Origin of the sequence: Sulfitobacter sp. HGT1, from assembly GCF_013282155.1 — a bacterium.
Classification (GTDB): Bacteria; Pseudomonadota; Alphaproteobacteria; order Rhodobacterales; family Rhodobacteraceae; genus Sulfitobacter.
Genome location: NZ_BLWI01000008.1, coordinates 124,225 through 151,106 on the forward strand (window position 1 = coordinate 124,225; position 26,882 = coordinate 151,106).

Annotated in this window: 31 protein-coding genes and 1 tRNA gene; 15 read left to right on the forward strand and 17 right to left on the reverse strand. The window is 59.6% G+C overall.

Annotated features, from left to right (window positions below):
• Nucleotides 1-28: 28 nt before the first annotated feature.
• Complete coding sequence (locus HGT1_RS06835; RefSeq protein ID WP_176249190.1) at nt 29-898, forward strand: DMT family transporter; 870 nt, start codon at nt 29-31, stop codon at nt 896-898.
• A gap of 69 nt (nt 899-967) precedes the next feature.
• On the forward strand, nt 968-2,245 hold the full coding sequence (gene eno / locus HGT1_RS06840) for a phosphopyruvate hydratase (protein WP_176249191.1): 1,278 nt from the start codon (nt 968-970) through the stop codon (nt 2,243-2,245).
• A 117-nt stretch (nt 2,246-2,362) separates the two neighbouring features.
• Here eno and HGT1_RS06845 read toward each other — a convergent pair whose 3' ends face one another.
• The gene (locus tag HGT1_RS06845; RefSeq protein WP_176249192.1) at nt 2,363-3,490 is read right to left on the reverse strand and encodes an anhydro-N-acetylmuramic acid kinase; all 1,128 of its coding nucleotides are present in this window, start codon (nt 3,488-3,490) and stop codon (nt 2,363-2,365) included.
• Between the two features lie 65 nt (nt 3,491-3,555).
• Here HGT1_RS06845 and tyrS point away from each other — a divergent pair, with 65 nt between their 5' ends.
• A complete protein-coding gene (tyrS, locus tag HGT1_RS06850) occupies nt 3,556-4,839 on the forward strand; it encodes a tyrosine--tRNA ligase (RefSeq protein WP_176249193.1) in 1,284 nt (427 codons plus the stop codon).
• 36 nt (nt 4,840-4,875) lie between these two features.
• Here the strand turns inward: tyrS and HGT1_RS06855 are convergent, their stop codons facing one another.
• The 3 genes from HGT1_RS06855 to HGT1_RS06865 all read right to left on the reverse strand — a co-directional run bounded on the left by HGT1_RS06855 (nt 4,876) and on the right by HGT1_RS06865 (nt 8,000).
• Entirely contained in the window at nt 4,876-6,687 is a 1,812-nt protein-coding gene (locus HGT1_RS06855) for an ABC-F family ATP-binding cassette domain-containing protein (protein WP_176249194.1), read from the reverse strand.
• 87 nt (nt 6,688-6,774) lie between these two features.
• Entirely contained in the window at nt 6,775-7,500 is a 726-nt protein-coding gene (locus tag HGT1_RS06860) for a GNAT family N-acetyltransferase (RefSeq protein ID WP_176249717.1), read from the reverse strand.
• A 35-nt stretch (nt 7,501-7,535) separates the two neighbouring features.
• Nucleotides 7,536-8,000, reverse strand: a complete 465-nt coding sequence (locus HGT1_RS06865) for an outer membrane protein assembly factor BamE (RefSeq protein ID WP_176249195.1) — start codon at nt 7,998-8,000, stop codon at nt 7,536-7,538.
• Between the two features lie 90 nt (nt 8,001-8,090).
• Between HGT1_RS06865 and HGT1_RS06870 the strand changes: the two genes are divergently transcribed.
• The 8 genes from HGT1_RS06870 (at nt 8,091) to HGT1_RS06905 (ending at nt 13,707) form a co-directional block, all read left to right on the forward strand.
• On the forward strand, nt 8,091-8,642 hold the full coding sequence (locus HGT1_RS06870; protein WP_176249196.1) for a DUF177 domain-containing protein: 552 nt from the start codon (nt 8,091-8,093) through the stop codon (nt 8,640-8,642).
• Between the two features lie 198 nt (nt 8,643-8,840).
• The gene (gene rpmF / locus HGT1_RS06875; RefSeq protein ID WP_176249197.1) at nt 8,841-9,047 is read left to right on the forward strand and encodes a 50S ribosomal protein L32; all 207 of its coding nucleotides are present in this window, start codon (nt 8,841-8,843) and stop codon (nt 9,045-9,047) included.
• A gap of 42 nt (nt 9,048-9,089) precedes the next feature.
• Nucleotides 9,090-10,166, forward strand: a complete 1,077-nt coding sequence (plsX, locus tag HGT1_RS06880) for a phosphate acyltransferase PlsX (RefSeq protein ID WP_176249198.1) — start codon at nt 9,090-9,092, stop codon at nt 10,164-10,166.
• Entirely contained in the window at nt 10,163-11,134 is a 972-nt protein-coding gene (locus HGT1_RS06885) for a beta-ketoacyl-ACP synthase III (RefSeq protein WP_176249199.1), read from the forward strand. Before plsX ends, HGT1_RS06885 begins: the two co-directional genes overlap by 4 nt.
• Before the next feature lie 98 nt (nt 11,135-11,232).
• A complete protein-coding gene (gene ihfA / locus HGT1_RS06890; protein ID WP_219578341.1) occupies nt 11,233-11,535 on the forward strand; it encodes an integration host factor subunit alpha in 303 nt (100 codons plus the stop codon).
• A gap of 4 nt (nt 11,536-11,539) precedes the next feature.
• A complete protein-coding gene (locus HGT1_RS06895) occupies nt 11,540-12,418 on the forward strand; it encodes a MerR family transcriptional regulator (protein ID WP_176249201.1) in 879 nt (292 codons plus the stop codon).
• Between the two features lie 68 nt (nt 12,419-12,486).
• Nucleotides 12,487-12,563 (forward strand) — tRNA-Pro (locus tag HGT1_RS06900).
• A gap of 64 nt (nt 12,564-12,627) precedes the next feature.
• Nucleotides 12,628-13,707 carry a 2'-deoxycytidine 5'-triphosphate deaminase gene (locus HGT1_RS06905; RefSeq protein ID WP_176249202.1) on the forward strand — a complete coding sequence of 360 codons (1,080 nt, stop codon included), beginning with the start codon at nt 12,628-12,630 and terminating at the stop codon, nt 13,705-13,707.
• A 71-nt stretch (nt 13,708-13,778) separates the two neighbouring features.
• Here HGT1_RS06905 and HGT1_RS06910 read toward each other — a convergent pair whose 3' ends face one another.
• The 7 genes from HGT1_RS06910 to HGT1_RS06940 all read right to left on the reverse strand — a co-directional run bounded on the left by HGT1_RS06910 (nt 13,779) and on the right by HGT1_RS06940 (nt 20,538).
• Nucleotides 13,779-14,009: a hypothetical protein gene (locus HGT1_RS06910; protein ID WP_176249203.1), complete on the reverse strand. Its 231-nt coding sequence runs from the start codon at nt 14,007-14,009 to the stop codon at nt 13,779-13,781.
• An 83-nt stretch (nt 14,010-14,092) separates the two neighbouring features.
• Nucleotides 14,093-14,680, reverse strand: coding sequence for an SMC-Scp complex subunit ScpB (gene scpB, locus HGT1_RS06915; RefSeq protein WP_373029642.1), 588 nt, complete (start codon nt 14,678-14,680; stop codon nt 14,093-14,095).
• A 61-nt stretch (nt 14,681-14,741) separates the two neighbouring features.
• A complete protein-coding gene (locus HGT1_RS06920; RefSeq protein ID WP_176249205.1) occupies nt 14,742-15,536 on the reverse strand; it encodes a ScpA family protein in 795 nt (264 codons plus the stop codon).
• Complete coding sequence (gene nagZ / locus HGT1_RS06925) at nt 15,529-16,533, reverse strand: beta-N-acetylhexosaminidase (RefSeq protein ID WP_176249206.1); 1,005 nt, start codon at nt 16,531-16,533, stop codon at nt 15,529-15,531. Before nagZ ends, HGT1_RS06920 begins: the two co-directional genes overlap by 8 nt.
• Nucleotides 16,533-17,516 (reverse strand): SPOR domain-containing protein, encoded by a 984-nt coding sequence (locus HGT1_RS06930; protein ID WP_255200120.1) that lies wholly within the window; start codon nt 17,514-17,516, stop codon nt 16,533-16,535. The genes nagZ and HGT1_RS06930 overlap by 1 nt, the downstream gene beginning before the upstream one ends.
• 76 nt (nt 17,517-17,592) lie before the next feature.
• Entirely contained in the window at nt 17,593-19,335 is a 1,743-nt protein-coding gene (gene argS / locus HGT1_RS06935; RefSeq protein WP_176249207.1) for an arginine--tRNA ligase, read from the reverse strand.
• Nucleotides 19,336-19,398: 63 nt separating this feature from the next.
• Nucleotides 19,399-20,538, reverse strand: coding sequence for a deoxyguanosinetriphosphate triphosphohydrolase (locus HGT1_RS06940; RefSeq protein WP_176249208.1), 1,140 nt, complete (start codon nt 20,536-20,538; stop codon nt 19,399-19,401).
• A gap of 84 nt (nt 20,539-20,622) precedes the next feature.
• On the opposite strand from HGT1_RS06940, the gene HGT1_RS06945 reads away from it, so the two are divergent.
• Nucleotides 20,623-20,946: an iron-sulfur cluster assembly accessory protein gene (locus HGT1_RS06945; RefSeq protein WP_176249209.1), complete on the forward strand. Its 324-nt coding sequence runs from the start codon at nt 20,623-20,625 to the stop codon at nt 20,944-20,946.
• A gap of 53 nt (nt 20,947-20,999) precedes the next feature.
• Here HGT1_RS06945 and HGT1_RS06950 read toward each other — a convergent pair whose 3' ends face one another.
• Both HGT1_RS06950 and HGT1_RS06955 read right to left on the reverse strand, forming a co-directional pair.
• Complete coding sequence (locus HGT1_RS06950) at nt 21,000-22,076, reverse strand: DUF6902 family protein (protein ID WP_176249210.1); 1,077 nt, start codon at nt 22,074-22,076, stop codon at nt 21,000-21,002.
• Between the two features lie 59 nt (nt 22,077-22,135).
• A complete protein-coding gene (locus tag HGT1_RS06955) occupies nt 22,136-22,363 on the reverse strand; it encodes a DUF6749 family protein (protein WP_176249211.1) in 228 nt (75 codons plus the stop codon).
• A gap of 366 nt (nt 22,364-22,729) precedes the next feature.
• On the opposite strand from HGT1_RS06955, the gene xth reads away from it, so the two are divergent.
• Together xth and HGT1_RS06965 are read left to right on the forward strand one after the other, a co-directional pair.
• Nucleotides 22,730-23,539 (forward strand): exodeoxyribonuclease III, encoded by an 810-nt coding sequence (gene xth / locus HGT1_RS06960; protein ID WP_176249212.1) that lies wholly within the window; start codon nt 22,730-22,732, stop codon nt 23,537-23,539.
• Nucleotides 23,540-23,669: 130 nt separating this feature from the next.
• On the forward strand, nt 23,670-23,840 hold the full coding sequence (locus HGT1_RS06965) for a hypothetical protein (RefSeq protein WP_176249213.1): 171 nt from the start codon (nt 23,670-23,672) through the stop codon (nt 23,838-23,840).
• Nucleotides 23,841-23,890: 50 nt separating this feature from the next.
• On the opposite strand, the gene HGT1_RS06970 is transcribed toward HGT1_RS06965, so the two are convergent.
• A complete protein-coding gene (locus tag HGT1_RS06970) occupies nt 23,891-24,475 on the reverse strand; it encodes an HNH endonuclease (protein WP_176249214.1) in 585 nt (194 codons plus the stop codon).
• Between the two features lie 184 nt (nt 24,476-24,659).
• Here HGT1_RS06970 and HGT1_RS18460 point away from each other — a divergent pair, with 184 nt between their 5' ends.
• Nucleotides 24,660-24,785, forward strand: coding sequence for a DUF6434 domain-containing protein (locus HGT1_RS18460; RefSeq protein WP_373029632.1), 126 nt, complete (start codon nt 24,660-24,662; stop codon nt 24,783-24,785).
• Here the strand turns inward: HGT1_RS18460 and HGT1_RS06975 are convergent.
• The 3 genes from HGT1_RS06975 to HGT1_RS06985 are packed head-to-tail and all read right to left on the reverse strand — an operon-like array spanning nt 24,782 to nt 26,858.
• The gene (locus HGT1_RS06975; protein ID WP_176249215.1) at nt 24,782-25,447 is read right to left on the reverse strand and encodes an alpha/beta hydrolase; all 666 of its coding nucleotides are present in this window, start codon (nt 25,445-25,447) and stop codon (nt 24,782-24,784) included. The two genes, HGT1_RS18460 and HGT1_RS06975, sit on opposite strands and share 4 nt — an antisense overlap.
• Complete coding sequence (locus HGT1_RS06980) at nt 25,444-26,076, reverse strand: DNA-3-methyladenine glycosylase (protein WP_176249216.1); 633 nt, start codon at nt 26,074-26,076, stop codon at nt 25,444-25,446. Before HGT1_RS06980 ends, HGT1_RS06975 begins: the two co-directional genes overlap by 4 nt.
• The gene (locus tag HGT1_RS06985) at nt 26,073-26,858 is read right to left on the reverse strand and encodes a precorrin-6A/cobalt-precorrin-6A reductase (RefSeq protein ID WP_255200121.1); all 786 of its coding nucleotides are present in this window, start codon (nt 26,856-26,858) and stop codon (nt 26,073-26,075) included. Before HGT1_RS06985 ends, HGT1_RS06980 begins: the two co-directional genes overlap by 4 nt.
• Nucleotides 26,859-26,882 lie beyond the last annotated feature (24 nt).

Below are 26,882 nucleotides of genomic sequence, written 5' to 3' on the forward strand. Positions count from 1 at the left end.
CTGCCCGGTAATCATAAGGGCCTGATATATGGACAATCTGCGCGGTGCGATCATCATGGTATTTTCCATGCTGGGCTTTGCCATTGAGGACATGTTCATCAAACTGATGGGCAATGAAATACCCATTGGCCAAATTCTGTTCATCCTGGGCCTGGGCGGCGCAATCTGCTTTGGTCTGGTGATGCGGGTCAAGGCGCAACCGCTGTTCGAACGCACGATGCTGTCCAAACCAATTCTTCTGCGTGCCTTGGGCGAAATCATCGGCACTTTGGGTTTTGTATCCGCAATCGTGCTGACCCCGATTTCATCGGCTTCGGCGATTTTGCAGGCGACACCGCTGGTGGTCACCCTGGGGGCGGCCCTTTTTCTGGGCGATCCGGTCGGCTGGCGACGGTGGAGCGCAATTCTGGTGGGCCTGTTCGGCGTCATCCTGATCATCCGCCCCGGGATGGAAAGCTTTCAGGCGCTGTCCTTGCTGGCGTTGATCGGCGTTTTCGGCCTGTCCCTGCGCGATCTGGCAACCCGCCGCGTGCCCCAAAGCACATCAAGCTTTCAACTGTCGTTTCTTGCGTTTCTGGCGCTGATCCCGGCCAGCCTGATCTATATGCTGGGCACCGGCACCTTCTTTGTGCCGATGACGGCGCTGCAATGGGCCTATATGGGGTCGGCGCTGGCGATTGGCATGGTGGCCTATTACGGGATCGTGGCGGCCATGCGGGTGGGCGAAATCAGCTTTGTCACCCCGTTTCGTTATGCGCGCCTGTTGTTTGCGATGGCCGTGGGGATCACCATTTTCGGCGAACGCCCCGACATGCTAACCTATGTTGGCGCAACCATCATTGTCGCCTCGGGCATCTATACCGTATGGCGTGAACGCAAAGTCAAAGACCTGCCCTAACCACTTCCCATCCGGCCCGCTTCGGGCTAATACACCGCGCAAATACCCATCCCAAAAGGATCTGCCCTCATGAGCACCATCATCGACATTCACGCCCGCGAAATTCTGGACAGCCGGGGCAACCCCACCGTCGAGGTTGATGTAACTCTCGAAGACGGCACCATGGGCCGCGCAGCCGTGCCATCGGGTGCCTCCACTGGGGCCTACGAGGCGATGGAGCGCCGCGATGGCGACAAGGCGCGCTATATGGGCAAGGGCGTGTTGCAGGCCTGCGAAGCCGTCAACGGTGAAATCGCTGATGCGCTGGTTGGCATCGACGCCACCGAACAGGTCGAAATCGACAGCATCATGATCGAACTGGACGGCACTGATAACAAAGAACGTTTGGGGGCCAACGCGATTTTGGGTGTGTCCCTGGCCGCCGCCAAAGCCGCCGCAGATTTCTGTTCGCAACCACTGTTTCGCTATGTTGGCGGCACGTCGGCACGGGTCCTGCCCGTCCCGATGATGAACATCATCAACGGCGGCGAACATGCTGATAACCCTATCGATATTCAGGAATTCATGATCATGCCAGTGGCCGCTGACAACATCCGCGATGCCGTGCGCATGGGTGCCGAAGTGTTCCACACCCTGAAAAAAGAGCTTTCCGCCGCGGGCCTGTCCACCGGTATCGGCGATGAAGGCGGCTTCGCGCCTAACATCAACTCCACCCGCGATGCCCTTGATTTCATTCTGAAATCCATTGAAAAAGCAGGCTACAAACCCGGCGAGGAAATCTACCTCGCACTGGATTGCGCGGCGACAGAATACTATAAGAACGGCAGCTATGTCCTTGCTGGTGAAGGAAAAACACTATCCAGCGCCGAGAACGTCGATTATCTGGCCGCCCTTTGCGCCGACTACCCGATCATCTCGATTGAAGACGGCATGTCAGAGGATGACTGGGATGGCTGGAAACTGCTGACCGACCGTTTGGGCGACAAGATCCAGTTGGTGGGCGACGATTTGTTCGTCACCAACCCTGCCCGTCTGGCCGAAGGGATCAAGCGCGGATCGGCCAATTCGATGCTGGTCAAGGTCAACCAGATCGGTACCCTGACGGAAACGCTGCAAGCCGTCGATATGGCGCATCGCGCGGGCTTTACCAACGTGATGTCCCACCGTTCCGGCGAAACCGAAGATGCGACAATTGCCGATCTGGCAGTTGCGACAAACTGTGGCCAGATCAAAACAGGGTCTTTGGCGCGGTCGGACCGGTTGGCGAAATACAACCAGCTGATCCGCATCGAAGAAGCACTCGGCCTCACCGCCGAATATGCAGGCCGGTCGATCCTCAAGGGGTAATTTCCTTGGGCGAACTGCCCTTCTGCCAAAACAAAAAAGCGCGCAATCATTTGCGCGCTTTTTCATTTTTCGGGGTAAGTATCTGATTTAGAACCGGTTACGGCGCAGTACTGCCGCTCACTCACCCGATGTCGGATAGCTGACCGTGCCGCCGCCAACCGCCGCGCTGACGCCCGTGGTGCTGCGACAAGACGTGGGTAGCCCGCGTGCCACACGCACGGCGAGATAGCCGAATGCCTGCGCTTCCAGCATGTCACCATCCAGCCCGATGTCTTCGATGGGGGCGACGGGGCAATCCAGACTTACCGCCAACATCTCCATCAACACCGGGTTATGCCGCCCGCCCCCTGTGACCAGAACACGGTCCGGCAAGCGCGGGCAATGCGCCATCGCCTCGGCCACGCCAGCGGCGCACATGGCGGTCAGGGTGGCCGCCGCATCAGCATCCGACAACTCGCCCACCAGCGCCACCATTTCAGCAAAATCATTACGGTCCAATGACTTGGGCGGCATTCTTGTGAAATACGGCTCTGCCAGAAACAGCTCAAGCGCGCCGGTTTCCACCGTGCCTGTTGACGCGATCCTGCCGCCCTTGTCATAGGCCAGCCCCAACCGCGATTGCATCAGATCGTTGATCGGCGCATTTGCCGGCCCTGTATCAAACGCCAGCAAAGCGCCATCCGCATGGGGCTGTGCGATGGCGGGATCAACCCAGGTCAGGTTCCCCACACCGCCCAGGTTCAAAAACGCCACCGGGCCGGTCAGCCCCGCAAAGCGTGCGCAGGCGTGGTGAAAGAACGGGGCCAAAGGCGCACCCTCGCCACCCAGTTCCACATCAGCGCTGCGAAAATCCCACACCACGGGCGTGGCAAGGGCATCGGCCAGCGCGCCCCCGTCGCCCACTTGCAAGGTGCCCTGCTGGCGCGGCGCATGGGCCAAAGTCTGCCCGTGAAAGCCGATAACATCCACTTGGGTAAAATCGCGCAGCACCTCCAGATGCGCCGCCTCGATCACCTGCGCCGCGGCCTGAACCTCGGGTCCGGACCATTTTCCGAAACCCGCGGCGATCACCTTGCGTTCATCGCTTGAGTATTCGCGGTAGCCTGACGCACCAAACCCCATGATATCATGGCCATCCGTGTCAATCACCGCCACATCGACCCCGTCCAAAGACGTGCCGCTCATCGCGCCGGCGGCCCGCAATACGCCTGTTTTCGCGATCCGATTTCCATGGGCCTTATTCATGGCCTTTTCCTTTGTCTGCTCAGCACATATAGAGTGCACCACCACCCAAGCTGAGGGCAAGCGCCATGACATACCATCCCAAATCCGAATTTATCCGCATCATGATGGAGCGCGGCTTTCTGGCCGACTGCACGGATTATCAAGGCCTTGACGAGGCGCTGCTCAAGGGGGCGCAACCCGGCTATATCGGATTTGACGCGACTGCCAAGTCCCTGCATGTCGGATCGCTGATCCAGATCATGATGTTGCGCTGGCTGCAAAAGACCGGCGGCAAACCGATCACCCTGATGGGCGGCGGCACAACCAAGGTGGGCGACCCGTCGTTTCGCGCCGATGAACGCCCCCTGCTGACCCCTGAACAGATCGACGATAACATCGCCGGCATTAAAAAAGTGTTCAGCGCCTACCTGACCTATGAAGAGGGGCCGATGCCCTCAAGTAGCGAAGCGGTAGGGCCGGAAAATGTTGCCTTGATGATCAACAATGCTGAATGGCTGGACGGGTTGAACTACCTCGATTTTCTGCGCGACATCGGGCGGCATTTTTCGATCAACCGGATGCTGTCCTTTGAAAGCGTTAAATCACGCCTTGACCGCGAACAGTCGCTGTCCTTCCTCGAATTCAACTACATGATCCTGCAAGCCTATGATTTCATGGAACTTCACCGCCGCTATGGCTGTATCCTGCAAATGGGCGGATCGGACCAGTGGGGCAATATCGTTAACGGTATCGACCTGACACGCCGGGTGATTGATGGCGAAGTCTACGGTCTGACATCGCCGCTGCTGACCACATCCGACGGCAAGAAGATGGGCAAATCGCAATCGGGTGCCATCTGGCTGAACCCCGACATGCTGTCGCCCTACGAGTTCTGGCAATTCTGGCGCAACACCACCGATGCTGACGTGGGCCGTTTCCTCAAGCTTTATACCGAACTGCCGGTGGAGGAATGCGACCGTCTGGGTGCCCTTGAGGGGGCCGAGATCAACGAGGCCAAGATCCGCCTTGCCAACGAAGTCACAACCCTGCTGCACGGGGCCGAGGCTGCCAAAGCCGCCGAAGCAACCGCGCGCGAAGTGTTCGAAAAAGGCGGCATCGGGGATGATCTGCCGACCCTGACACTGACAGCCGCTGACATTGGCGACGGCATGTCGATCGTGCAGTTGATCGTGAAATCCGGTCTGGCAGCGTCCGGCAAAGAGGCAAAGCGCCTGATCTCGGAAAACGGGGCGCGGATCAATGACGAACCGCTGACCGATGCAGGCATGATGATCGACGCCGCGGCACTGGCATCGCCACTCAAGTTAAGCGCGGGCAAGAAACGCCACGCGCTGGTGCAGTTGGGCTAAGCAAAAAGGGGGGCGGTTCACCCTGCCCCCCTCGCTTTAATCTTCGGCTTTTTCCTCAAGCACCAGCCATTCGGCCTCGGCATCTTGCAGCTTCTCGTTCCGTTCGATCAGCGCATCCGTGGCTTTCTGGAACTTCACCGGATTGTCGGTATAAAGCGCCGGATCACTCATCAGCTCTTCCAGCTTGGCAATCTCGGCCTCAAGCCGTGCAATCTCGGCAGGCAATGCCTCAAGACGGTGCTTTTCGGTAAAGCTAAGGCCCTTTTGCGCGGCGGCTTTCGGCTTTTCACCCTTTGCCCCCGGCTTGGCCTTGGCAACAACGCTTTGGTCAAAGTCATCCTGCTGGCGCTGTTCCAGATAGTCGGTCCAACCGCCCGCATAGACCGTGGCCTTGCCGTCACCTTCCATCGCAATAGTGGTCGCGGCAACGCGGTCAAGGAAGTCGCGGTCGTGGCTGACCAGCAGCACAGTTCCGTCATAGGTCGACAGCAATTCCTGCATCAAATCAAGGGTTTCGACGTCCAGATCGTTGGTCGGTTCATCAAGCACCAGCATGTTGCTGGACCGCGCCATGATCTTGGCCAGCAGCAACCGCGCCTTTTCCCCACCCGACAGCGACCGCACAGGCGCACGCGCCTGCGCTTCGTCGAACAGGAACTCTTTCAGATAGCCGACCACATGTTTCGGCTGGCCGCGCACCAAAATCTGGTCCGCCTTGCCCGATACGCGCATCTCGGGGTCGCCGGTCAGGCTGTCCCACAGCGACATGTCGCCATCCAGCTGCGCACGCGCCTGGTCAAATAACGCGATCTCAAGGTTGGTGCCCAGCTTGATCGTCCCTGAATCAGGCTGTTCCTTGCCGATCAGCATGTTCAAAAGCGTGGTCTTGCCCACGCCGTTCGGCCCCACCAGCGCAATCCGGTCGCCGCGCTGGATCGTGATATCAAAGGGGCGCAGAATCGTTTTATCGCCAAAGGCTTTGGTGATGCCCACAGCCTCGACCACCTTGCGGCCCGACTTGGGTCCGGCCTCAAGCGCCATGGCGGCCGTGCCCTGCCGGTTGATCTGGCTGGCGCGCTCGGCCCGCAGGTCTTGCAAGGCGCGCACGCGGCCCTGGTTGCGCTTGCGCCGCGCGGAAATGCCCTCGACAGCCCAGCGTGCCTCCGCCTTGATCTTGCGGTTCAGCTTGTGGCGCTGCATGTCCTCTTCTTCCCACATCTGGTCGCGCCAGGCCTCGAACCCGCCAAAGCCGATTTCCTGCCGGCGCACCACACCGCGGTCGATCCACAGGGTCGCACGGGTCAATTCACGCAAGAACGCCCTATCGTGAGAAATAATAACAAAAGCGGCGCGGGTGGTTTTCAACTCGTCTTCCAACCAGCGGATCGCCTCGATGTCCAGATGGTTGGTCGGCTCGTCCAGCAACATCAGCTCGGGCTCCGACGCCATCAACCGCGCCAAAGCCGCGCGACGACGCTCGCCGCCACTGGCGGTGCTGACAGGGCGCGCAGGGTCGAACTTCAACCCCTCGCCCGCGCGTTCAACCTTGTACATCTCTGACGGATCAAGCCCGTGGGACGCGAAATCGCCCAAGGTCTCGAACCCCGTCAAATCCGGGTCCTGCTCCATATATCCAACCGACACGCCGGGGCCTACGACGACCTCGCCGCTGTCCGGTTCAACAATGCCAGCCATGACTTTCATCAAGGTGGATTTACCCGAGCCGTTTCGCCCGACCAAAGCCAGCCGGTCGCCCGGTTGAACGACCAAAGACATATTTTCGAATACGGGATCGCCGCCGAAAGTCAGCGTAATCTCGTTCACTTGTAATAAGGGTGCGCGTGCCATGAACGCCAGCTAGCGTCACGCCGCGCCAGCGTCAATGACCCCTGCTTCCAAATGGTTCTAAATCCTCGCCGAAGGCATAGAATCTTTTCAAACCAACCCGCGCAGCAGGCGTTTGCGATTCTCGGGGATCGCGTCGATCTCGAGTCCGGTAAACACATGCAGGGTATTCATCTGCCGGTCCACGACCGCGTGGTCACTGACCCAGCCCCCCATCAACAGATAGGTGCGCAGCAAGGGCGGCATCTGGAGTGTGGCGGATTTTCTATCGGAATCCGCCGGTGCAAGATCCGCGAACCGCAAGACCTCGCGGGCCAATTCGCGCGGGTGCCATGCGGGCGGTGCCAGATGGCGTTCGGCCAGCACCCCGAACGCATCCAGAAACCCGCTCGGATCGGTGCCTTTGAAGGACGTGCAGCCAAACAGCAACCTGATCCCCACGGCATCGACAAAGCGGGTCATGGCGGCCCAGGCGATGCGCACCACATCGGGGTCCGACACATCGGGATGCACGCAAAAACGGCCCAGCTCCATCATCTTGCCGTCAAACAGCGCCAAGCGATCCAGCCCGTAAAACTGTGCGGCATAGCTGTCCTTGATCGCCCGCCCTTCGAATACACCGATACGAAAGCAGCAGGCAAGCCGCCCGGTGTCGCGGTCGCGCACCAGAATATGGCGTTGGTCTGCATCAAAGGAATCGGCATCAAGCGCCGCGTTCAGGCCAAAGGCCCGCGCCCTAAGCGCTTGGGCGACTTCAATATCCTGCGGTAGCCTTGCGGTGGAAACCTCGTAACGCCCCCGGCTCATGGCGAGCATGTCCACATGGGCACCCCCGCCCAAGGTTTTATGCCTTAGCCTGCAATACCGGCGGGGTTGAACCGGCCGATGTTACCCAAAAGCTGGCGGATAAAGGATTTGTCGCTGACCGGCGAACTGGTCACACGGCGGTCAAGTGTGATGACATTGCCCCGCTCCAGACCAAAACGTTCAACATTCTGCACCACCCCGTTGGAGCTGAAGCTGATGGCAACGACTTCGCGCTCGATCACCTTGGGCTCCAGAAAGCCGATCGCCTTGCGGCGCGAGCGTACATAGTAATAGCCCGAATTCTTGAGCAGCCCGGCCGAGGCAGGCACACCCACTGTTGCAGCAACAGTCTCGCGGGTGTCCTTGCCCACGGTAATCTGGTCAAGGTCTTCCTGAAGCGGGATATAGCCGTGGTTTTGGTACTGCGGCGTGCAGGCCCCAAGCGTAAGACCAACGCTTACCAGAGCGGCGGTCATCAGTGTCTTTGTGACATGGCGGTTGATACGCATTCTTGCTGCCCTCTTGCCCTTGGGGATCATGGCTTTTATCTCGCATACACCAAGCATGCCCTATGGTTCAAGAAACGAAAGCAAAACATCATGTCTCGCACGCCCCCAACATCTACTGCATTGCGCGTTGCAGATCTGCCCCAAAACGCTGATACCCCTTTTTCCTTGCGCCCTGACGCCGACAGACTGCGCCAGATCGCGGATGAGCTGGGCCTGACAACTTTGCGAAAATTATCCTTCGAGGGAAAGCTGACAGCCCTTGGGAAAACCGATTGGCGTCTCGAAGGCCGTCTTGGGGCGACTGTTGTGCAGCCTTGCGTTGTGACTCTTGAGCCCGTGATGACCCGTATTGACGCCAATATCACGCGGTTGTTCGTCAAAGACTATATAGAGCCCGAAGAACCAGAGGCCGAAATGCCCGAGGATGACGCCAGCGAACGGCTGGGCACCTGGATCGACCCCGCGGTGGTGATGATCGAGGCATTGGCGCTTGAGGTCCCCGAATACCCCCGTGCGGCCGACGCAGAGCTGGGACAGGCCGTCTATACCGAACCTGGTGCCGCGCCGATGACCGACGAAGATGCGCGGCCCTTTGCAGGCTTGGCGCAGCTGCGCGAAAAACTCGAAGACCCGAAAGACTGAATTGACCGGCGATTGGGGGTAAAACGGGGTTGCATCGGCGAGGTTTCGCAGTATTTTGCGCCCTTCACCCCAATTAAGGTTGGACATCGGATAGGCTTCGGCCTAAACGCACGTCACGCCCAAACCGGGAGTTGATCTGAAACACGGTCGTCTTTGGCTACATGCCGCTGAACGACCCCGAAGGCAAAGGCACCAGATATGGCTGTCCAACAGAATAAAGTATCCAAGTCGCGTCGCAATAACCGTCGTGCACACGATTCGCTGACCGCTGCGAACCCAAACGAATGCAACAACTGTGGTGAACTGAAGCGTCCACACCACATTTGTGCGGCCTGTGGTCACTACGATGACAATCAAGTCATCGCTCAAAACGAAGAGATCGACCTAGACGAAGACGCGGCGTAAGCTGTTATCTTCAACCGCGGTTTAAAAAAGGCTTCGCACCAGATGACGGTTTCGTCCGATCAGCCTATAGCGAACGCTCAGCGTACCCTCATTTCAGTTGATGCGATGGGGGGCGATCAGGGCCCGGCAATTGTTGTTGCCGGGTGCTCTGAGTCTGCGGCTAAGAATCCGAACATCAGCTTTGTGCTGCATGGCCCTGCTGAAACGCTGGAACCTCTGGTTGCCAAGCGCCCCGAACTTGCGGGCCGTTGTACGGTGCGTGATGCCGCTGGCGTTGTGACCATGGATGACAAGCCCAGCAATGTCGTGCGCAATGGCAAAGACACCTCCATGTGGTCTGCCATCGAATCTGTCCGCACCGGCGAGGCATCCGTCGCCGTCAGTTGCGGAAACACCGGCGCATTGATGGCGATATCAATGATCCGGCTGAAAAAATTGCCCGGCGTGAACCGCCCTGCGATTGCCGTGCTTTACCCTTCTACCGGTCCGCAAGGTTTTAATGTCTTGCTGGATGTCGGCGCGGATGTCCGTGCGGATGCCGATGACCTGTTGCGCTTTGCCTTGATGGGCAAATCCTACGCCCGAAACGGCATGGACATCCAACGCCCGCGCATCGGGCTTTTGAATGTCGGCACCGAAGAACACAAAGGCCGCACCGAATTGAAAGAAGCCTTCGAGCTGATTCGTGATGCCGCTGACGCTGCCGAATTCGATTTCGTGGGTTTCGTCGAAGGCGGCGATATCTCGGGCGATGTGGCTGACGTGATCGTGACCGACGGATTTACCGGCAATATCGCAATCAAGACCGGCGAAGGAACTGCCACATTGATCAGCAAAGGCCTGCGCGAAGCCTTTAAACATTCGATTTGGTCACGCATGGCCGCAGTGCTGGCCTATGGCTCGCTGCGTCGTGTCAGCAAACGTTTTGACCCCCGCCGCGTCAACGGTGGTGTGTTTCTGGGGCTGAACGGCACTGTCGTAAAATCCCATGGCGCTGCCGATGCAACAGGCGTATCCTCGGCAATCAAGCTGGCCGCACGTTTGGCGGACAGTGAATTTACCAACCGGCTTGCGGCACGCGTAGCGACCGCCCCACCGGTGAAAGAGACCGAAGAATGACCATACGATCTGTTGTAATTGGTTCGGGGCATTATCTGCCCAAACGTATTGTCGAAAACGCCGAGTTCGAGGGCAAGATTGACACCGATGACGAATGGATCAGGTCGCGCTCCGGCATCGAGCGGCGGCATTTCGTTAGCGAAGGTGAAACCACCTCGACCATGGCCACCGCTGCTGCGCGCATCGCGCTGGAAGAAGCGGGTAAAACCCCCGCCGACGTTGATGCGATCATTCTGGCGACCTCCACCGCCGATCTGACCTTCCCCTCTGCCGCCACGATGGTGCAGGCGCAACTGGGCATGGAAAACGGCTTTGCCTTTGATGTGCAGGCCGTTTGCGCCGGGTTCATCTTTGCGCTGTCCAACGCCAATGCGCTGATTGTATCCGGTCAGGCCAAACGCGTGCTGGTCATCGGCTCCGAGACGTTCTCCAAGATCATGGACTGGACCGACCGCAGCACCAGCGTATTGTTCGGTGACGGTGCCGGCGCGTTGCTGCTTGAGGCCCAGGAAGGCACAGGCACCCCTGCCGACCGTGGCATCCTGTCGACGGATCTGAATTCGGACGGGCGCTATCGCGACCTGCTGTATGTCGATGGTGGAATCAGCACAGGCACAACCGGTTACCTTCGGATGCAGGGGAATCAGGTGTTTCGCCATGCGGTTGAAAAGCTGGCCGCCACGGCGACCACCGCGATGGAACGCGCAGGCGTCACCGCCGAAGATGTCGACTGGATCGTGCCGCATCAGGCAAATATCCGTATAATTCAAGGCACTGCAAAGAAATTGAACCTCCCGATGGAGCAAGTCGTCGTGACCGTACAAGACCACGGCAACACCTCGGCGGCGTCAATTCCGCTGGCGCTGTCGGTCGGCAAACAGCGCGGCCAGATCAAGCAAGGCGACCTTGTCGTGACCGAAGCAATCGGCGGCGGGCTGGCTTGGGGCGCAGTCGTCCTGCGCTGGTAATCCGGCTTTTTGCCGCGCAAACAGGGCCTTACGACCCATAGTTGTTGACAGGTCAAAACATCCCTGCCTATGCTCATCGAAAATACATGGGGGATAGAATGGCCGACAAAACGTTGACCCGGATGGATCTAAGCGAAGCTGTCTTTCGCGAAGTAGGTCTGTCCCGGAATGAAAGCGCGCAGCTGGTAGAGGCCGTTCTTGAACATATGTCCGACGCCTTGGTTCAAGGCGAGCAGGTCAAAATCTCGTCCTTCGGGACGTTCTCGGTCCGCGACAAATCTGCCCGCGTCGGCCGCAATCCAAAAACAGGCGAGGAAGTTCCGATCAATCCCCGCCGCGTTCTGACATTTCGCCCGTCCCATTTGATGAAGGACCGGGTCGCAGACGGAAACAAGCGTTGATCTGATGTCCAAGTCTCCGGACGCATTCCGTACGATCTCAGAAGTCGCAGATTGGTTGGGCATTCAGGCCCATGTCCTGCGGTTTTGGGAAAGCAAATTCACCCAGGTTAAGCCCATAAAACGGGCCGGTGGGCGGCGGTATTACCGTCCCGCCGACATGCTGCTGCTTGGCGGCATCAAACGGATGTTGCACGACGACGGGCTGACCATCAAAGGCGTCCAGAAAGTCTTGCGCGAAGAAGGCATGAACTATGTCGCCGCAATGTCCGCGCCGCTGGACGAACTGACACAAGCCGAATTTGCCGAGGCCCCGACCAACGCCACCATCGACGCGGTGGCCTCCCCGCCGGACCCCGAAAGCTCCGAAAGAATCGAAAACGTCGTGCTGCCCTTTGATGCCGCGCGTGCCGCTGAAACGGAACAGCCCGAAGCACTGCAAACCGCGCCCGAGGATCACGAACCCGCAGAAATCGGCGTCGAAGATGCGACGCAAGAAGATGGGGCGCAACCTGCTGAAAACAAACAGGTTGATCCGGAAACCCAACCAATTCTGGACGCCGCTACCGATATTGCGCCGCAATCCGGCGATGCCAAACCCGCCGCGGCTGATACCCGACCCGAAGATACAACCCCGTCCAGGCAAACCGCCACTCCGACACAAGACGCGCCGCAAGACGCGCCTAAGCCCAAGCCGCGTATCATCGACGTCTCGATCGACTTTGCCGAGGAAGACATCCCCGCCAAAGCCGGCGCGGTTTCTTCGGCACGCAACCTTCGAAAACTAAGCCCTGATGCCGCTGCCGACATAGCCCCCCTGCTCTCGCGGCTTTCAAAATTGCGCGCTGCGATGGGCTCGGGGCGCAGTCTTGTGGCAAAAGACTGAAACGACATGCGCTTTGCGGCAATTCCCCCTTGCGCACCCGCGATTATCAGGTATTTACGCCGTCATGTCGGGCTATGGCGCAGCCTGGTAGCGCGTCCGTCTGGGGGACGGAAGGTCGCAGGTTCGAGTCCTGCTAGCCCGACCAACCGACATAAAACAAACGCCCGCGCCTTTCACGGTGCGGGTGTTTGCATTTGAAAGGTCCAGCTATGGGCGGTGTGATTCCAAACCAGCAAATCCGCGACATGATCGACGCAGGCCAGATCACCGGCAGCCTGCCTGTGGATCCGGCGCAGATTCAACCCGCCAGCCTTGATATGCGCCTGGGGGCAGTGGCCTACCGCGTACGGGCCTCGTTCCTTGCCGGTCATGGTGCCAAAGTCGCCGACCGTCTGGCCGAATTTGAAATGCATCGGGTTGACCTGACAAACGGGGCCGTACTGGAGAAGGGCTGCGTTTACGTTGTGCCCCTGATGGAAGAACTCTCCCTGCCCGATGATGTCTCCGCTGTCGCCAATGCCAAAAGCTCGACCGGCCGGCTTGACCTGCTGACCCGCACCATCACCGATGGCGGCACCGAATTCGACCGCGTGAACCCCGGCTACACCGGACCGCTTTATGCCGAAATCTGCCCGCGCTCCTTCTCGGTGCTTGTGCGCCCCGGCATGCGCCTGAACCAGATCCGCTTTTCAACCGGCGATGCCACACTGAACGACGCCGCCCTGCGCCAGCTCCACGCCGATACGCCCCTGGTGGACGGTGAGGCCGTGATCGACGATGGCTTGGGCTTCTCCGTCGATCTGCGCCTGCCAAACACCACCTTGGTCGGCTACCGCGCCAAACCGCACACCGGGGTGATCGATCTGGACAAGATCGGCCATTACGCCCCCGCCGACTATTGGGAAGAAGTACACAGCGACAACGGTCAGATCATCCTCGACCCCGGCGCGTTCTATATTCTTGTCAGCCGCGAGGCCGTGACGATTCCCCCCGAATATGCCGCCGAAATGGCCCCCTATCTGGCGATGGTGGGTGAGTTCCGTGTGCATTATGCGGGGTTCTTCGATCCGGGCTTTGGCCACGACCAGTCCGGCGGTGCCGGATCACGCGGCGTGCTCGAAGTCCGCTGCCACGAGGCCCCCTTCGTGCTGGAACACGGTCAGGTCGTCGGACGTCTGGTCTATGAAAAAATGGCGATCATCCCGACGCAACTTTACGGGTCCGGCATCGCCTCAAACTACCAGGGGCAAGGCCTCAAGCTCAGCAAACACTTTGCAGCGCCCCGCTAAGCCCCTTCTCTGGCTCTGAAATATCCCGGGGGACGCCCCTTGGGGCGGGGGGCAGCGCCCCCTACCTTCACCTAGAAACGGCCCAAACGGCGCATGGTCTTGAGCATCTGGCGTGATTGCTTGCCCTGCGCGCGCGCGGCATGTTCGCGGCGGGCGTCTTCCTCGGGCGACACATCAGGCTGAACAGCCGAACCGCGTTTCCCTTTGCCGATCTTGGAGGCCTGATCAAAGCCAAAGTTCACACCCCGGTTGATCAATTGCCCCATGACGCGGCGCAGTATCATATTCACAATCTGGTTCATGTTTTGACCTCGTTATTTCGCGCAACTCTGTCTCTTGCCTAGAACATAGCGATCACTAAGGCAATTTTCAGGCCACTTGGCGATTAATCCTCGAAAAGCTCGCTCTGGCCGTCCACCTCGTCGCCCTCGTCTTCTTCGCCCGTCATCAGCGGAAGACCACCAAAGGCAGGGCGGCTCTCCAGCAATCCGGCAGACCGCAGCTCTTTCAACCCGGGCAGATCGCGCGGGCTTTCCAACCCGAAATGCGCCAGGAAACCTTGGGTGACCACAAATGTGACGGGCCGCCCCGGTGTCATTTTGCGCCGGCCAAAGCGGATCCAGTCCAGTTCTAACAGTTGATCCAATGTGCCCCGCGACACGGACACGCCCCGAATTTCCTCGATCTCGGCGCGGGTGGCGGGCTGGTGATAGGCGATGATCGCCAGGGTCTCGATTGCGGCACGCGACAGTTTGCGCACCTCGACCGTTTCTTTTTGCATCAGATACCCCAGATCGGCGGCGGTGCGCATGGCATAGGCATCGCCGATCCTGGCCACCTGCACGCCGCGCCCCTCATAGCGTTTGCGCAGATGCACCATCGCTTCGGCGGCATCGCAGCCATGGGGCAGACGGGTTTCGATCTCGCGCAATGTTATCGGCTCCGCGACGGCAAAAAGGATCGCTTCCAACATGCGTTCCTGTTCGGCCACAGGCGGGGCTTCGAACAGGCTTTCTTCTTTCTCTTCAATCGCTTCACTCACGACGTTTTTCCCTTTTACGCAGCTCGATCGGGGCAAAAATCTCTGACTGGCGGATCTCCAGATGACCCTCTTTGACCAGTTCAAGCGAGGCCGCAAAAGTCGAGGCCGTGGCCGAACGGCGCATCACCGGGTCATCGCCCCAACCCTCCGGCAAATAGCTGGTCAGATCGCCCCAGTCCCCCGCAAATCCGATCAACCCGCGCATCCGCTCCAGCGCCTGTTCCATGGTGAACACTTTTTCGCGGTCCATCACAAAGGGGCGGAAATCATCGCGGGTTCGGATACGGGCATAGCCTTGCATCAGGTCCAGCAAGGTCGCGCTATAGGTGACGCGGCGCGTGCGCTTGACCTCGTGGGTCTGGCCGCGGGCAAAGAAATCGCGCCCCAGCTGGTCGCGCGCCATCAGCCGTGCGGCGGCATCGCGCATCGCCTGCAAGCGTTCCAGCTGGAATGCCAGATGGGCGGCCAGTTCTTCGCCCGAGGGGCCTTCTTCGGTCGGGTCAGGCGGCAAGAGCAGACGCGATTTCAGAAACGCCAGCCACGCCGCCATCACCAGATAATCCGCCGCCAGTTCCAGCCGCAGCGCCTTGGCCTTTTCCACAAACAGCAGATATTGCCGCGCCAGTTGCAGAACCGATATTTTGCGTAAATCGACCTTTTGGGTGCGGCTGAGGGTCAGCAAAAGGTCCAATGGCCCCTCGAACCCGTCCACATCCACGATCAGCGCTTCAGCGGCCAGCCTTTCGGCGACCGTTGTCTGGTCTTCCTCAAAAAGGTTTTCAGCCATGCCATTCCCCGCCCAAAAGCGCGTCAAGCTTCGCAGTCAGGGCGGAAATGTCAATCTCGTCTGGTGTTTTGCGCATGGCAAGCGCGCGTTCGGCGCGGATTTGTGCGGCATCCGTCATTTCGCCCGCCGCATCTGCGACCATCCTGCGGTCCTCAAGCGAGGCATTGCAGTACAAGATCACATCGCATCCCGCCGCTAAGGCATCGCGGCTGATCTGGTCAACACTGCCCGCAAGCGCCTTCATCGAAATGTCATCGGTCATGATCAGGTTATCAAATCCGATCTCGTCCCGGATCAACTGCATCATCACCGGTGACAATGTCGCAGGGCGCGGATCAATCGCATCATATACCAGATGCGCGGTCATCCCCATCGGCAGGTCGTTCAGCGCCTTGAAGGGGGCGAAATCGCACTCCGATAGCTCAGCCCGGGCAGCGCCGACCAAGGGCAGGTCAAAATGGCTGTCCATCGTCGCGCGCCCGTGACCGGGCATGTGTTTGACCACAGGCAACACCCCGCCCGCCAACATCCCGTCAGCCGCCGCGCGGCCCAATATGGCCACCTGCGTCGGATCGGTCCCATAGCAGCGGTTGCGCAAGAATTCATGGGTTTGCGGGCCTGCAACATCGACCATGGGGGCGCAGTTGCTGTCGATCCCCACGGCAAATAACTCCTGCGCAATCAGACGAAAGCGCAGGTACATCGCTTGGGGCGCATTGGCACCGGCGGCCTGCACGAAATCAAGCGGGGCTGTCCAGTCGCGCCAGACCGGACCCCGCAAACGCTGCACACGCCCGCCTTCCTGATCGACGGTAATCACCGCATTATGCCCCGCCGCTTCGCGCATTTCGGCGCATAGCGCACGCACCTGATCGGGGGTGTCGATATTGCGGGCGAACAGGATAAACCCAAAGGGTTTCACCGCACGGAACAACGCCTTTTCCTGCGCGGTCAGACGCAGGCCGGTCGCATCCAGTATCGTCGCACCAAAGCGCATTAGCGGGTCACGACAGGGATACAATCCGCGTTCTCGGCAACCAGTGCGGAGCAAAAGCGGCGCGCGTCGGCAATGTCTTCGAACCCATGTGCGCGCAAACGGTAAAACGTGCGCCCGCCACTGCTGGCTTCCTGAACGATGCGCGATTTTCCTTCCAGATAGGCCCCGAAACGACCGTTCAGCTTGTCCCACTGGCTGCGCGCGATCTCCGGCGAGTCAAAGGCACCAAGCTGCACCAGCCGCGTGCCCGCAGGCAGGCTGTCGGCGGCCAGTTCTTTGACAGAGGATGGTGCGCCGCTGTCATAGGCCGCTGGTGTCACCACGGCCCGCACGGCAGGCCGCGTTTTCGGGCGCAACGATGCTTTCACCCCAGGTTCGGCGACCATCGCCACAGCAACCGCATTCGACACAGCCATGTCCAAGACTGACGTGTCGATCGACATACTGGCATTGATCGGCTCTAGCGGGGCATCATCCAGCGGCTCCATGCCGTCGGTCAACTGGGCAACCAGATCGTCGACATTACCGCTTTGCAGGGCGGCGCTCACATCGGGGGTCGGGTTTTTCGGGGCTGGAACCTGTGGCGCAGTTGCAACCATCGACGCCAGAACGGGTTGGTCTTCATCGGCCAGATCAAGCGCTCTGGGGGCCAGAATGACCTGATCGGCCAGCTGATCCGCCGTCCCTTCCGAGGCAACGGCATTCACCGACAGCCCCTGGTTTTGCGCCAGTTGGCCACCGGGGTTCTTTGGGCGCACACGCATGTCGCCCTGGGCCGCGCGCACGACCGGAATACCCGTGACATCGCGTACCAGCAGCTTGTAGCCCCAGACACCGATCCCGACAATCAGCGCCACGGACATCGCGGCACCTGCCACATTTGTCAGCTTTGCCAACGGGTTACCCTGCGCAGGACGCACGGCATAGATATCGGACTCTGCGTGGTATCCCCCACCACGGGGGGAAGACGTGTAATCTGCCATTTCTGCCTCACTGCCCGCCACTCGTTTAATCGGCGCGGGTCTGTAGTTTGAATTTGCCTGTCCAGCGGGCGTGCGATTAACGCATCTCTTCCGCCGGGGTCACACCAAGAATACCAAGACCTGACGCAATTACAATCGCCGCGGCCTTTGCCAGCGCGATTTTTGCCTGAGACACAGCCGCGTCCTCCTGCAAGAACCGCAAGGACGGGTCATCATTGCCCCGGTTCCAAAGCCCGTGGAAATCGCCTGCCAGCTCGTAGAGATAGAAGGCGATCCGGTGCGGTTCATTGCTGCGGGCTGCTGTTTCAACCAGACGCGGCCATTCGGCCAGCTTGCCTGCCAGCTTCAGCTCTGCCTCGTGATCCAGCAGGGACAAATCCGCAGCTTGCAAGGTCGCCATATCCGTGGCGATGCCGGCCTCGGCGGCCTTGCGCAGAACCGAATTCACCCGCGCATGGGCGTATTGCACATAAAACACAGGGTTTTCGCGGGATTGCTCAAGTACCTTGGCAAAGTCGAAATCCAACATCGCGTCGTTCTTGCGGGTCAGCATAACAAAACGGGTCACATCAGGGCCAACCTGATCCACCACATCGCGCAGGGTCACAAAGGTCCCTGCCCGCTTGGACATCTTGAATTCCTTGCCGTCCTTGAACAGCTTTACCAACTGCGTCAGCTTGATATCCAGCGGCACAGTGCCACCAGACAGCGCCGATACCGCCGCCTTCATCCGTTTGACATAGCCGCCGTGGTCGGCCCCGAACACATCAATCAACATGTCAAAGCCGCGCTGCACCTTGTCATAGTGATAGGCGATATCGGGCGCGAAATAGGTCCAGCCCCCGTCGGATTTCATCACAGGGCGGTCCACGTCATCACCATGCTCGGTCGATTTGAACAAGGTCTGCTCGCGGGCTTCCCAATCTTCGGGCAGCTTGCCTTTTGGCGGCTCAAGCACGCCTTCATAGATCAGACCCTTTGATTTCAGGTCTTCAATCGCCGCCTCGATCAGGCCGGTGCCGTAAAGCGATTTTTCGGAAAAGAACACATCCATCTTGACGCCCAAAGACGCCAGATCGGCGCGGATCAGCTCCATCATTGCTTCGGTGGCAAAGTTGCGCACGTCTTCCAGCCAGACATCTTCGTCCTTGCCGATATAGGCATCGCCCACCTTGGCTTTCAGCGCCTCGCCGACCTCGATCAGATAGTCACCGGGATAGGTGCCTTCGGGCCAATCGACAGAAAGATCATGCGCCTCAAGATAGCGGTTGTAGACAGACCGCGCCAAAACATCGACCTGCGCCCCGCCGTCGTTGATGTAATATTCACGCGTGACGTCAAAGCCCGCGAAATCCAGCAAGGATGCCAAAGCATCGCCAAAAACCGCGCCACGGGTGTGGCCCACATGCAGCGGCCCGGTCGGGTTGGCGGACACGTATTCAACGTTCACCCGCTTGCCCTTGCCCAATGCGCCGCGACCAAAATCAACGCCCTCGGCCAGTACAGCCCCCACAACACCCTGCCAGACAGACGGGGCAAGACGCAGGTTCAAGAACCCCGGCCCTGCGACCTCGGCTGATGTGATCCGCGGGTCTTCAGCCAGCTTTTCCGCCAGTTTATCGGCAATCTCGCGGGGTTTCATGCCTGCCGGTTTGGCCAGTACCATCGCCGCGTTGGTGGCCATATCGCCGTGGGCCGCATCGCGGGGCGGCTCCACCGTGATGGCGTCAAAGCTCAGGCCGGCGGGCAAGAACCCGTCAGCAACAAGTGCATCAAGTGTGGACAGCACATGGGTGCGGATATCGGCAAATAGGTTCATTTGGGGCTTTCCTTCGTCTTAGGCCCGTGTATCACCTGAAAAACCGCCAAACATCAAGGGCGCTTAGCCTTTGATCAGCCGTTCATGTTCCTGAAGCGCAAAGCGGTCGGTCATCCCCGAGATATAATCGCTGACAATCCGCGCAAGGGCTGTGTCGTTCTCGGCCTCTTCGACATCCTTGCGCCATTGCTTGGGCAGCTCTTCGGGATGGGCGCAGAAATGCGGGAACAAGTCATTGACCACCTGCGTCACCTGCTTACGCATGATCACGACAGACGGTGCCCGGTACATCCGGTCGAACAAAAACGCGCGGATCACCTTGAGGTCCTGAAACACAGGGTCCGAAAACCGGATCAACGTCCGGCCCGCCATACGAATATCGGTCGCGGATTGCGGCTGCATTTCGTCCAGACGCATGCGCGCAAAGTTTATCACGTCCTCGACCAGCACACCAAAGAAACGGCGCAGCGCTTCGTGACGGCGGCGGTAATAGTTCAGGCCGGGGTACAAACGGTCCACCTCGGCAAAGTTGCGGTCAAGAATGGGCAGCTTGGCCAGCTCGTCGGTCGAAAACAGCTCCGCGCGCAGCCCGTCGTGCAGATCATGGTGGTTATAGGCCACATCATCGGCAATCGCGGCCACCTGTGCCTCGGCGCTGGCATAGGTGCCCAGCTCCAGATCATGCTGGCGGCCATAAACCTCCAATGCCCAAGGCAGCGGGCCCGTGACCGGACCGTTATGCTTGGCCAGTCCCTCCAGAGTCTCCCAGGTCAGGTTCAACCCGTCGAATTCCGCGTAATGCCGCTCCAGATGCGTCACGATGCGGATCGCCTGCGCATTGTGATCAAACCCGCCATAGGGCAGCATCAACGCCTGCAACGCGTCCTCTCCGGTGTGACCAAAGGGCGGATGGCCCAGATCATGGGCCAATGCCACCGCCTCGGTCAGCTCCGCGTTCAAGCCCAATGCCCCCGAAATCGTGCGCGCCACTTGGGCCACCTCGATCGAATGGGTCAGCCGCGTGCGGTAATAATCGCCCTCGTGTTCAATGAACACCTGCGTCTTGTGCTTGAGCCGGCGAAAGGCGCTGGCGTGAATAATCCGGTCGCGATCCCGCTGAAAGCAAGACCGGAAGGTGCTTTCCTCCTCCGGCATCAACCGTCCCCGGGTCGCTGCCGGATCAGAGGCAAAAGAAGCGCGCATGATCAGTGGTCCTTGTGGCCTGTCCTATGGCTTTCTATATTGCAACCAACGACAGATGGAAACCGATCACACCGGAGCCCGAAAATGAACCTGCCCCCCAAAGTTACATCCCGTGCTTTTGACCGCCTTGCCGAAATCGGTGCGGCGGCTGATGGCAAGGCCCTGCGCGTCGCAGTCGAAGGCGGCGGATGCTCGGGCTTTCAATATGAAATTATCCTGGACGCCCCCAAAGACGATGACATGATCCTCGAAGGGGCCGGCCAAAAGGTCGTCGTCGACAGCATCTCCCTGCCGTTTCTGGCAAATGCGACAATCGACTTCTCCGAAGAACTCATCGGCGCGCGTTTCGTGATCGAAAATCCGAACGCCACCAGCGCCTGCGGCTGCGGCACCTCCTTTTCGATGTAACACCCCGCCTCGGGGTTTCATTTTGCCAAATAAACTCCCGCCGGAGGCTGGCCTCATGCCAATGAGGCCATTTCTGCCGTTGCAGCCCGGGCAAACCCCTCAAAAAAGGCGTCAAACATCGGGCTGGAGCGTTCAGCCGCAACAATCACCTGTTGCGCGTCCCCGCCAAGATCCGAAAAAACCCGGCCCCGCATCCGCGACCAATCCGGCACCCTGTCAGAGCCGAGATCGAACAGGGTTTCAGACAAGCGGCGCAATGCCCCTTGCCCGCTCAAAGCCCCCTGAACGGCCACCTGCCCCGTCGGCACAGGGCTGGCAAATGCGCGTGAACCGGTCATGTGCGCCAACCATCCGGTGACCAGATAACCGTGATAGGCGTCATTCGCTGCGCCCTGCCCGCCATTTACCAACCTGCAGGAATGATGGGCGTCCTGAACCAAACCCTCCCAGATCGGACTTGGCGTGAGGCCTGAAAACCGCAGCGCGGCGCAGATTTCAGCCAGCAAATCAATATCTTGATCCAGAAAAGCAAGCAGCCCGGCATATTCAAGGCTAACAGCCGCCTTGTCGCTCAACTGCGGATCAACATGCCCGTAATCGCTGAGGTAGAAAACAATATGGGCCAGTTCATAGGCCGCTTTCTTGTTGGGCAAGGCAAAGGTGTCCGACCGGTCTATGAAACGGTGCAAGCGGTCCGGCAAATAGCCATCGCAAGGGTCGGGCCTGACGCCACGCCGCGCCAAAAGCCGCGCGGCTTCGCCCCTTTGCAGATCCGACAATTCCGCCTCTGGCGCGCCCTGCGTTGCAACCCAACTGCACAAGGCTTCGCCCTGATTGCTGCCCGCGCCCAGATCCTCAAGGTCCAGACAGATTGACAGGAAAAAGCGGTAGTACTGCGGAAAAAATTCTAGCTGTGTGCGGATCGCTTCGTAAAACGGTGCATAGGGTGCCAGAGCCTCTGCCCCGACCTGCGCCCGCATGCTGACCAGAATGCCCAGCCATTCGGCATTTTCCTTCAGCCAGAACACATCCCCCCGCGCCCGGCGCTGGTTAGCGACCATTGAGGTCAGGCTGCCAAAACCGGCGGGATTGACGCCGTTGCGCGGCATGAAAGAAAGAACATTCGACATAGACGGCCCCCGAAGATGCCCTGCGCCACATCGGGCACAGGGCCGTTACAAAACGAAGATCAGCAGCTGGTGGTAAACAGCTCCACCAGATGTCCCGACGACATAGCGGTCCCCGCAGGGGTGCAGCTGGTGGTAAACAGGTCGGTCCCCCCGCCTGTCGCCATATCGGTAGGTCCGGCGCTGGCCCCTGTCGTAAACAGGTCAGTTCCCCCACCCCCATGAAGCGAGGTCCGGTCCGATGGTGCGGCGGTGAAAAGTGTTTCTTCAACATAGGCAAATGCAGTCATGTAAGGTCCTCTTCGAAATTAGATTTTCAACCAATTGCGAGCGAATGCTCCAATTGCCCAATAATTAATCTCAAAAGTAGTTACTCGTGCGTTAACTGCCATTTTAGCGCGAATTTCGGCGGGTTCCGTGTATCAAATCCGTTTCGGACCATCGGGAAAATTCTATTAAAAACAACGGCACACAGCGGAACGCTCGAAGCTATCTCAACCGGCATCCTGACGTTTCCGGAATTTTTAAAATCCGCGCCCCTCCGCAATTCTGCCCCGAATCAGGGGCAATTCCAGCGCTATTTTAACGGACCGCGCTCTTGCCCCACTGCACAGGATACGCGATAGCTGGAGCCTATCTTTGCCAGGGGGCCAGCCATGAAAATCGCAACGTTCAACATCAACGGGATCAAGGCACGGATCGACGCGCTGCCCCAATGGCTGGACGAGGCGCAGCCCGATGTTGCGATCCTGCAAGAGATCAAATCCGTCGATGAAAATTTCCCCCGCGAGATATTCGAAGAGCGCGGATATAATGTTGAAACCCACGGGCAAAAATCGTTCAACGGGGTGGCGATCCTGTCAAAACTGCCGCTCGAAGACGTGACACGCGGCCTGCCCGGCAATGAAGCCGACGATCAGGCGCGCTATATCGAGGCCTCGGTCATGGGGGACAAACAGGCCATCCGCATTTGCGGCCTGTATCTGCCCAATGGCAATCCGGTCGAGCTCGACAGCGCAGGCCAGCCCGTAGAGGGCGGGAAATACGCCTATAAACTGGCGTGGATGCAGCGCCTGCACGACCGCGCCAGCGCCCTGCTGGCCGAAGAAACGCCGTTTCTGATGACTGGCGATTTCAACATCATCCCCCAGGCCGAAGACGCCGCGACCCCCGATGCCTGGCGCGAGGATGCGTTGTTTCGGCTTGAATCGCGCACGGCCTGGCGGCGTTTGTTGGTCCTTGGCCTGACCGATGCATTCCGTGCGCGCACCCAAGGGCCCGGCCATTACAGCTTTTGGGATTATCAGGCCGGGGCATGGAACCGCAACAACGGCATCCGCATCGACCATTTTCTGCTCAGCCCCGCTGTGGCGGATTGTTTGCGCGACAGCCAGATCGACAAGGACGTGCGCGGCCGTGAAAAGCCGTCCGACCACGTGCCGGTTTGGGTTGATCTGGATATCTAGCCACAGTTTTCCCTCGAAAGCTGCGGCTTCGGAGGTTGAGACGCCAACGCGCGGCGCAGGGTTTGTTCATGGTGGTCAGGCCGGCGAAATCCAATAAACTTTGTTCTTCCAAACGCAGCAAGGATCCCCCATGCCAGACGACGTCCATCCTCAAATTCAGGCTGTCCTTGATACCATGGCAGCGCTTGACCTGCCGAAACTGCAAGACGGCTCCGTAGCAGACGCGCGCGCCCTGATGGAAAGCATGGCCGCCGCGGGGCGCGAACGCCTGCCGCCCATGACCGCGTCGCTGCGTTTCTAAGATCGCAATTCACCTGATCCGGCAGCGATAATCGACCCCACACATCGCAATCAGGCCTGAAGCTCGGCATCCCAATACAGAAAATCCATCCAGCTTTCGTGCAAGTGGTTTGGCGGGAATTTGCGGCCCATGTTGCGGAGTTCCTCGGCAGCGGGTTGGCGCGGCGGTTTGCGCAGGTGGAACCCGGTCTGGTGCAGCGCTTTGGACCCTTTGCGCAGGTTGCACGGGCTGCACGCCGCAACCACATTTTGCCAGCTTGTCACCCCGCCCGACGCCCGTGGCACCACATGGTCGAATGTCAGATCGCCCCGTGCGCCGCAGTATTGGCAACAAAATTCGTCCCTCAGAAATAAATTAAAGCGCGTGAAGGCCACGCGCTTTTGAGGTTTCACATAATCTTTGAGGACGACAACCGAAGGGATCCGTATCTCCATCGAGGGGCTGTGCACGTAGTCGTCGTATTCGGCAACGATATCGACCCTGTCCAGCCATTTCGCCTTGATCGCATCCTGCCAGGGCCACAGCGACAACGGATAGTAGGACAATGGCCTGTAATCCGCATTCAGCACCAGGGCCGGTTTATCTTTCAGCCCTGCGGGGCTGCGCGTGAATTCTGTTCTAAAGTCGCCGTCCATGTAACTGTAAACCCTTTGCCGTTCCGCGTCCGGTCCGGCGGGAACAGCCCCGCCGATGGTTAAAACTATATCTCGTGTTTTGCGCCTGACAAGTCGCAAAGGAGCACAAGATGTCGCAGACAGGGTATGATGGTTAAGTAACGGGCATGTGAAAGTTTCGCCAAGCGGGTAAACCCGGCGTTTCATGCGCAGCCAATGCGGCGATGCGTTCAGGTTCGACCGCCCGTTTATGGCCGGGATCGGGAACGCTGCGCCGAAAAAAATGGGCGACGTGCCCGACGAAGGGCCACGCCGCCGATCAAAGACCTAAAGCCCCAGTTTGTCGCGCATGAACGCAAGCGATACGCTTAACCCGTCAGGCGCGATGCCGTGGGCGGTGCCCTTCATGATATGGGCAAACACATCCGTCCAGCCTGCGTCTTGCAAGGCTTGCGCCGCTTCGGGCAGCGATTGTGGCGGCACGACATCGTCGGAATCGCCATGCACCAACAAGACCGGCGGGCGCACCAATGCGTCGTCTTTCAGGCTTTCGGGGCTCAGCAAACGACCCGAAAACGCGACAATGCCAGCCACTGCTTCTTCGCGGCGCGGGGCAACATGCAGCGCCATCATCGTGCCCTGGCTAAAGCCGAACAACACCACCTGTTCGGGCAGCAAATCTTCGTCCACCATCAGCGCATCCAGGAATGAATTGAGGTCTTGCACCGCCTGCATCATGCCGCGCTCGGATTCTTCCTCGGAGGAATTATCAATCCACGGGATCGGAAACCACTGAAACCCCATCGGCGCACCGGCGCAGGCCTCGGGCGCGTCGGGGGCCACGAACAGCGTGTCGGGCAGATGTTCGCCCAACGGATCGGCCAGCCCCAAAAGGTCAGCGCCATTGGCCCCGTAGCCGTGCAGGAAGACCACGGCTGACCGCGTTTTCCCCGATACCGGCTCGCGGCGCTCTGCGTTTAAGACGCGTGTCATGTGATCCCTTCCCTTTGTTTTACAACGCGGTAGTACGAAAACAGCGCGCGGGCTGCAACCGACCTCCACGGTGACCAGTCTTCGGCCATCAGCGCCAGCGCTTTGGGCTTTGGTCGCTCTGGCAGATCAAAAAGCACTTTTGCGGCCTCTTGCAAGGCCAGATCGCCCTCGGCGAACACATCGGCGCGGCCAAGCGAGAACATGGCATAGATTTGCGCCGTCCAACTGCCCACACCGGGGATTGCGGTCAGCGTTTTGATCACCTGCGCATCGGGGGCATCGCGCAGGGCGGCATAATCCACGCCCGCCTGTGCCAGCGCCAAAGCATAGCGGATTTTCTGGCGGCTCAGGCCCGCATCGCGCAACCCGTCTTCGCCCGCCGCAACTATCGCCGCCTCGTGGGTCAGGCCCTGCGCATCCATCTTGGCGCGCATGGCATTTGCCGACGCGACCGACACCTGCTGGCTGATGATCGCCCCGATCAACGCGTCAAACCCGTCGGCACGCAGCCGCAGGGGCAAAGGGCCGGTCGCCTGCAAAGCATCGGCAAAGCGCGGATGGGTCGCGGCCAGCCACGCCGCCCCCTCGGCCACATCCGCATCGCAGGTGATAATGCGCCCGACGGTCATAGCGCGGCCAGCCAATCCACCGCTTCAGCGGTTGATCCCATGATGCGCACATCGCGTGGCGGGGCCGGCCTGTCGATCACGATGGTCCGTAACCCCATCTGACGCGCGGCATCCAACTTGGGGCGGCTCGGGGCACCGCCGACGTTGCGGCAAATCATTGTGTCGATGTTCAACTGCTCGAACAGCGCGACCTCTTGTGCCACGGTAAAGGGCGGCGTGCCCAACACCGGTTCCACAAAATCGGGCAAGACACTGCGGGCGTTCGGGCCGTTCTGGCGCAGGAACAGACGCGCGCCGGCAAAGGGGGCGAATTGGGCCACGGTGCCCCTGCCCGTTGCCGCAAAAACCCGCGCGCCCGGCAATATCAATGCGCCGGCTTCGGCAACCGATGCGGCCCGCAGGCCCGGCGGATCAACGGGCCAGACCGGCCGCAACACCCGCCCATAGGCAAGCCCCAGTTCCGCGGCAGCGGCGGCGGCGCGGTCCGACACATCGGCATCAAAACCGTGACCGGCATCACAAATGGCGGTGATCCGCTGCTGCTTCAGAAATAATTTCATCGCCTCAACCGACGCAGGGCACCAGATTTTCCAAGGCACGGGCAAAGGCCCGAAACTGCGTTCGGGGGCCCGCAGGAACGCCTGCATTCTTTGCGATGTTTGCGCTATCTGTGCGGCAATGCCATGCGCCTCGGCGCTGCCCGCGATCAACAAAATATGAGTGCTCTGATCCATCGTGCAATCGTCGCTCAGGCCGCGACCAGACACAAGGGGCTTGCCCATGGCAAAAGCTAAGTTTACGCCGTT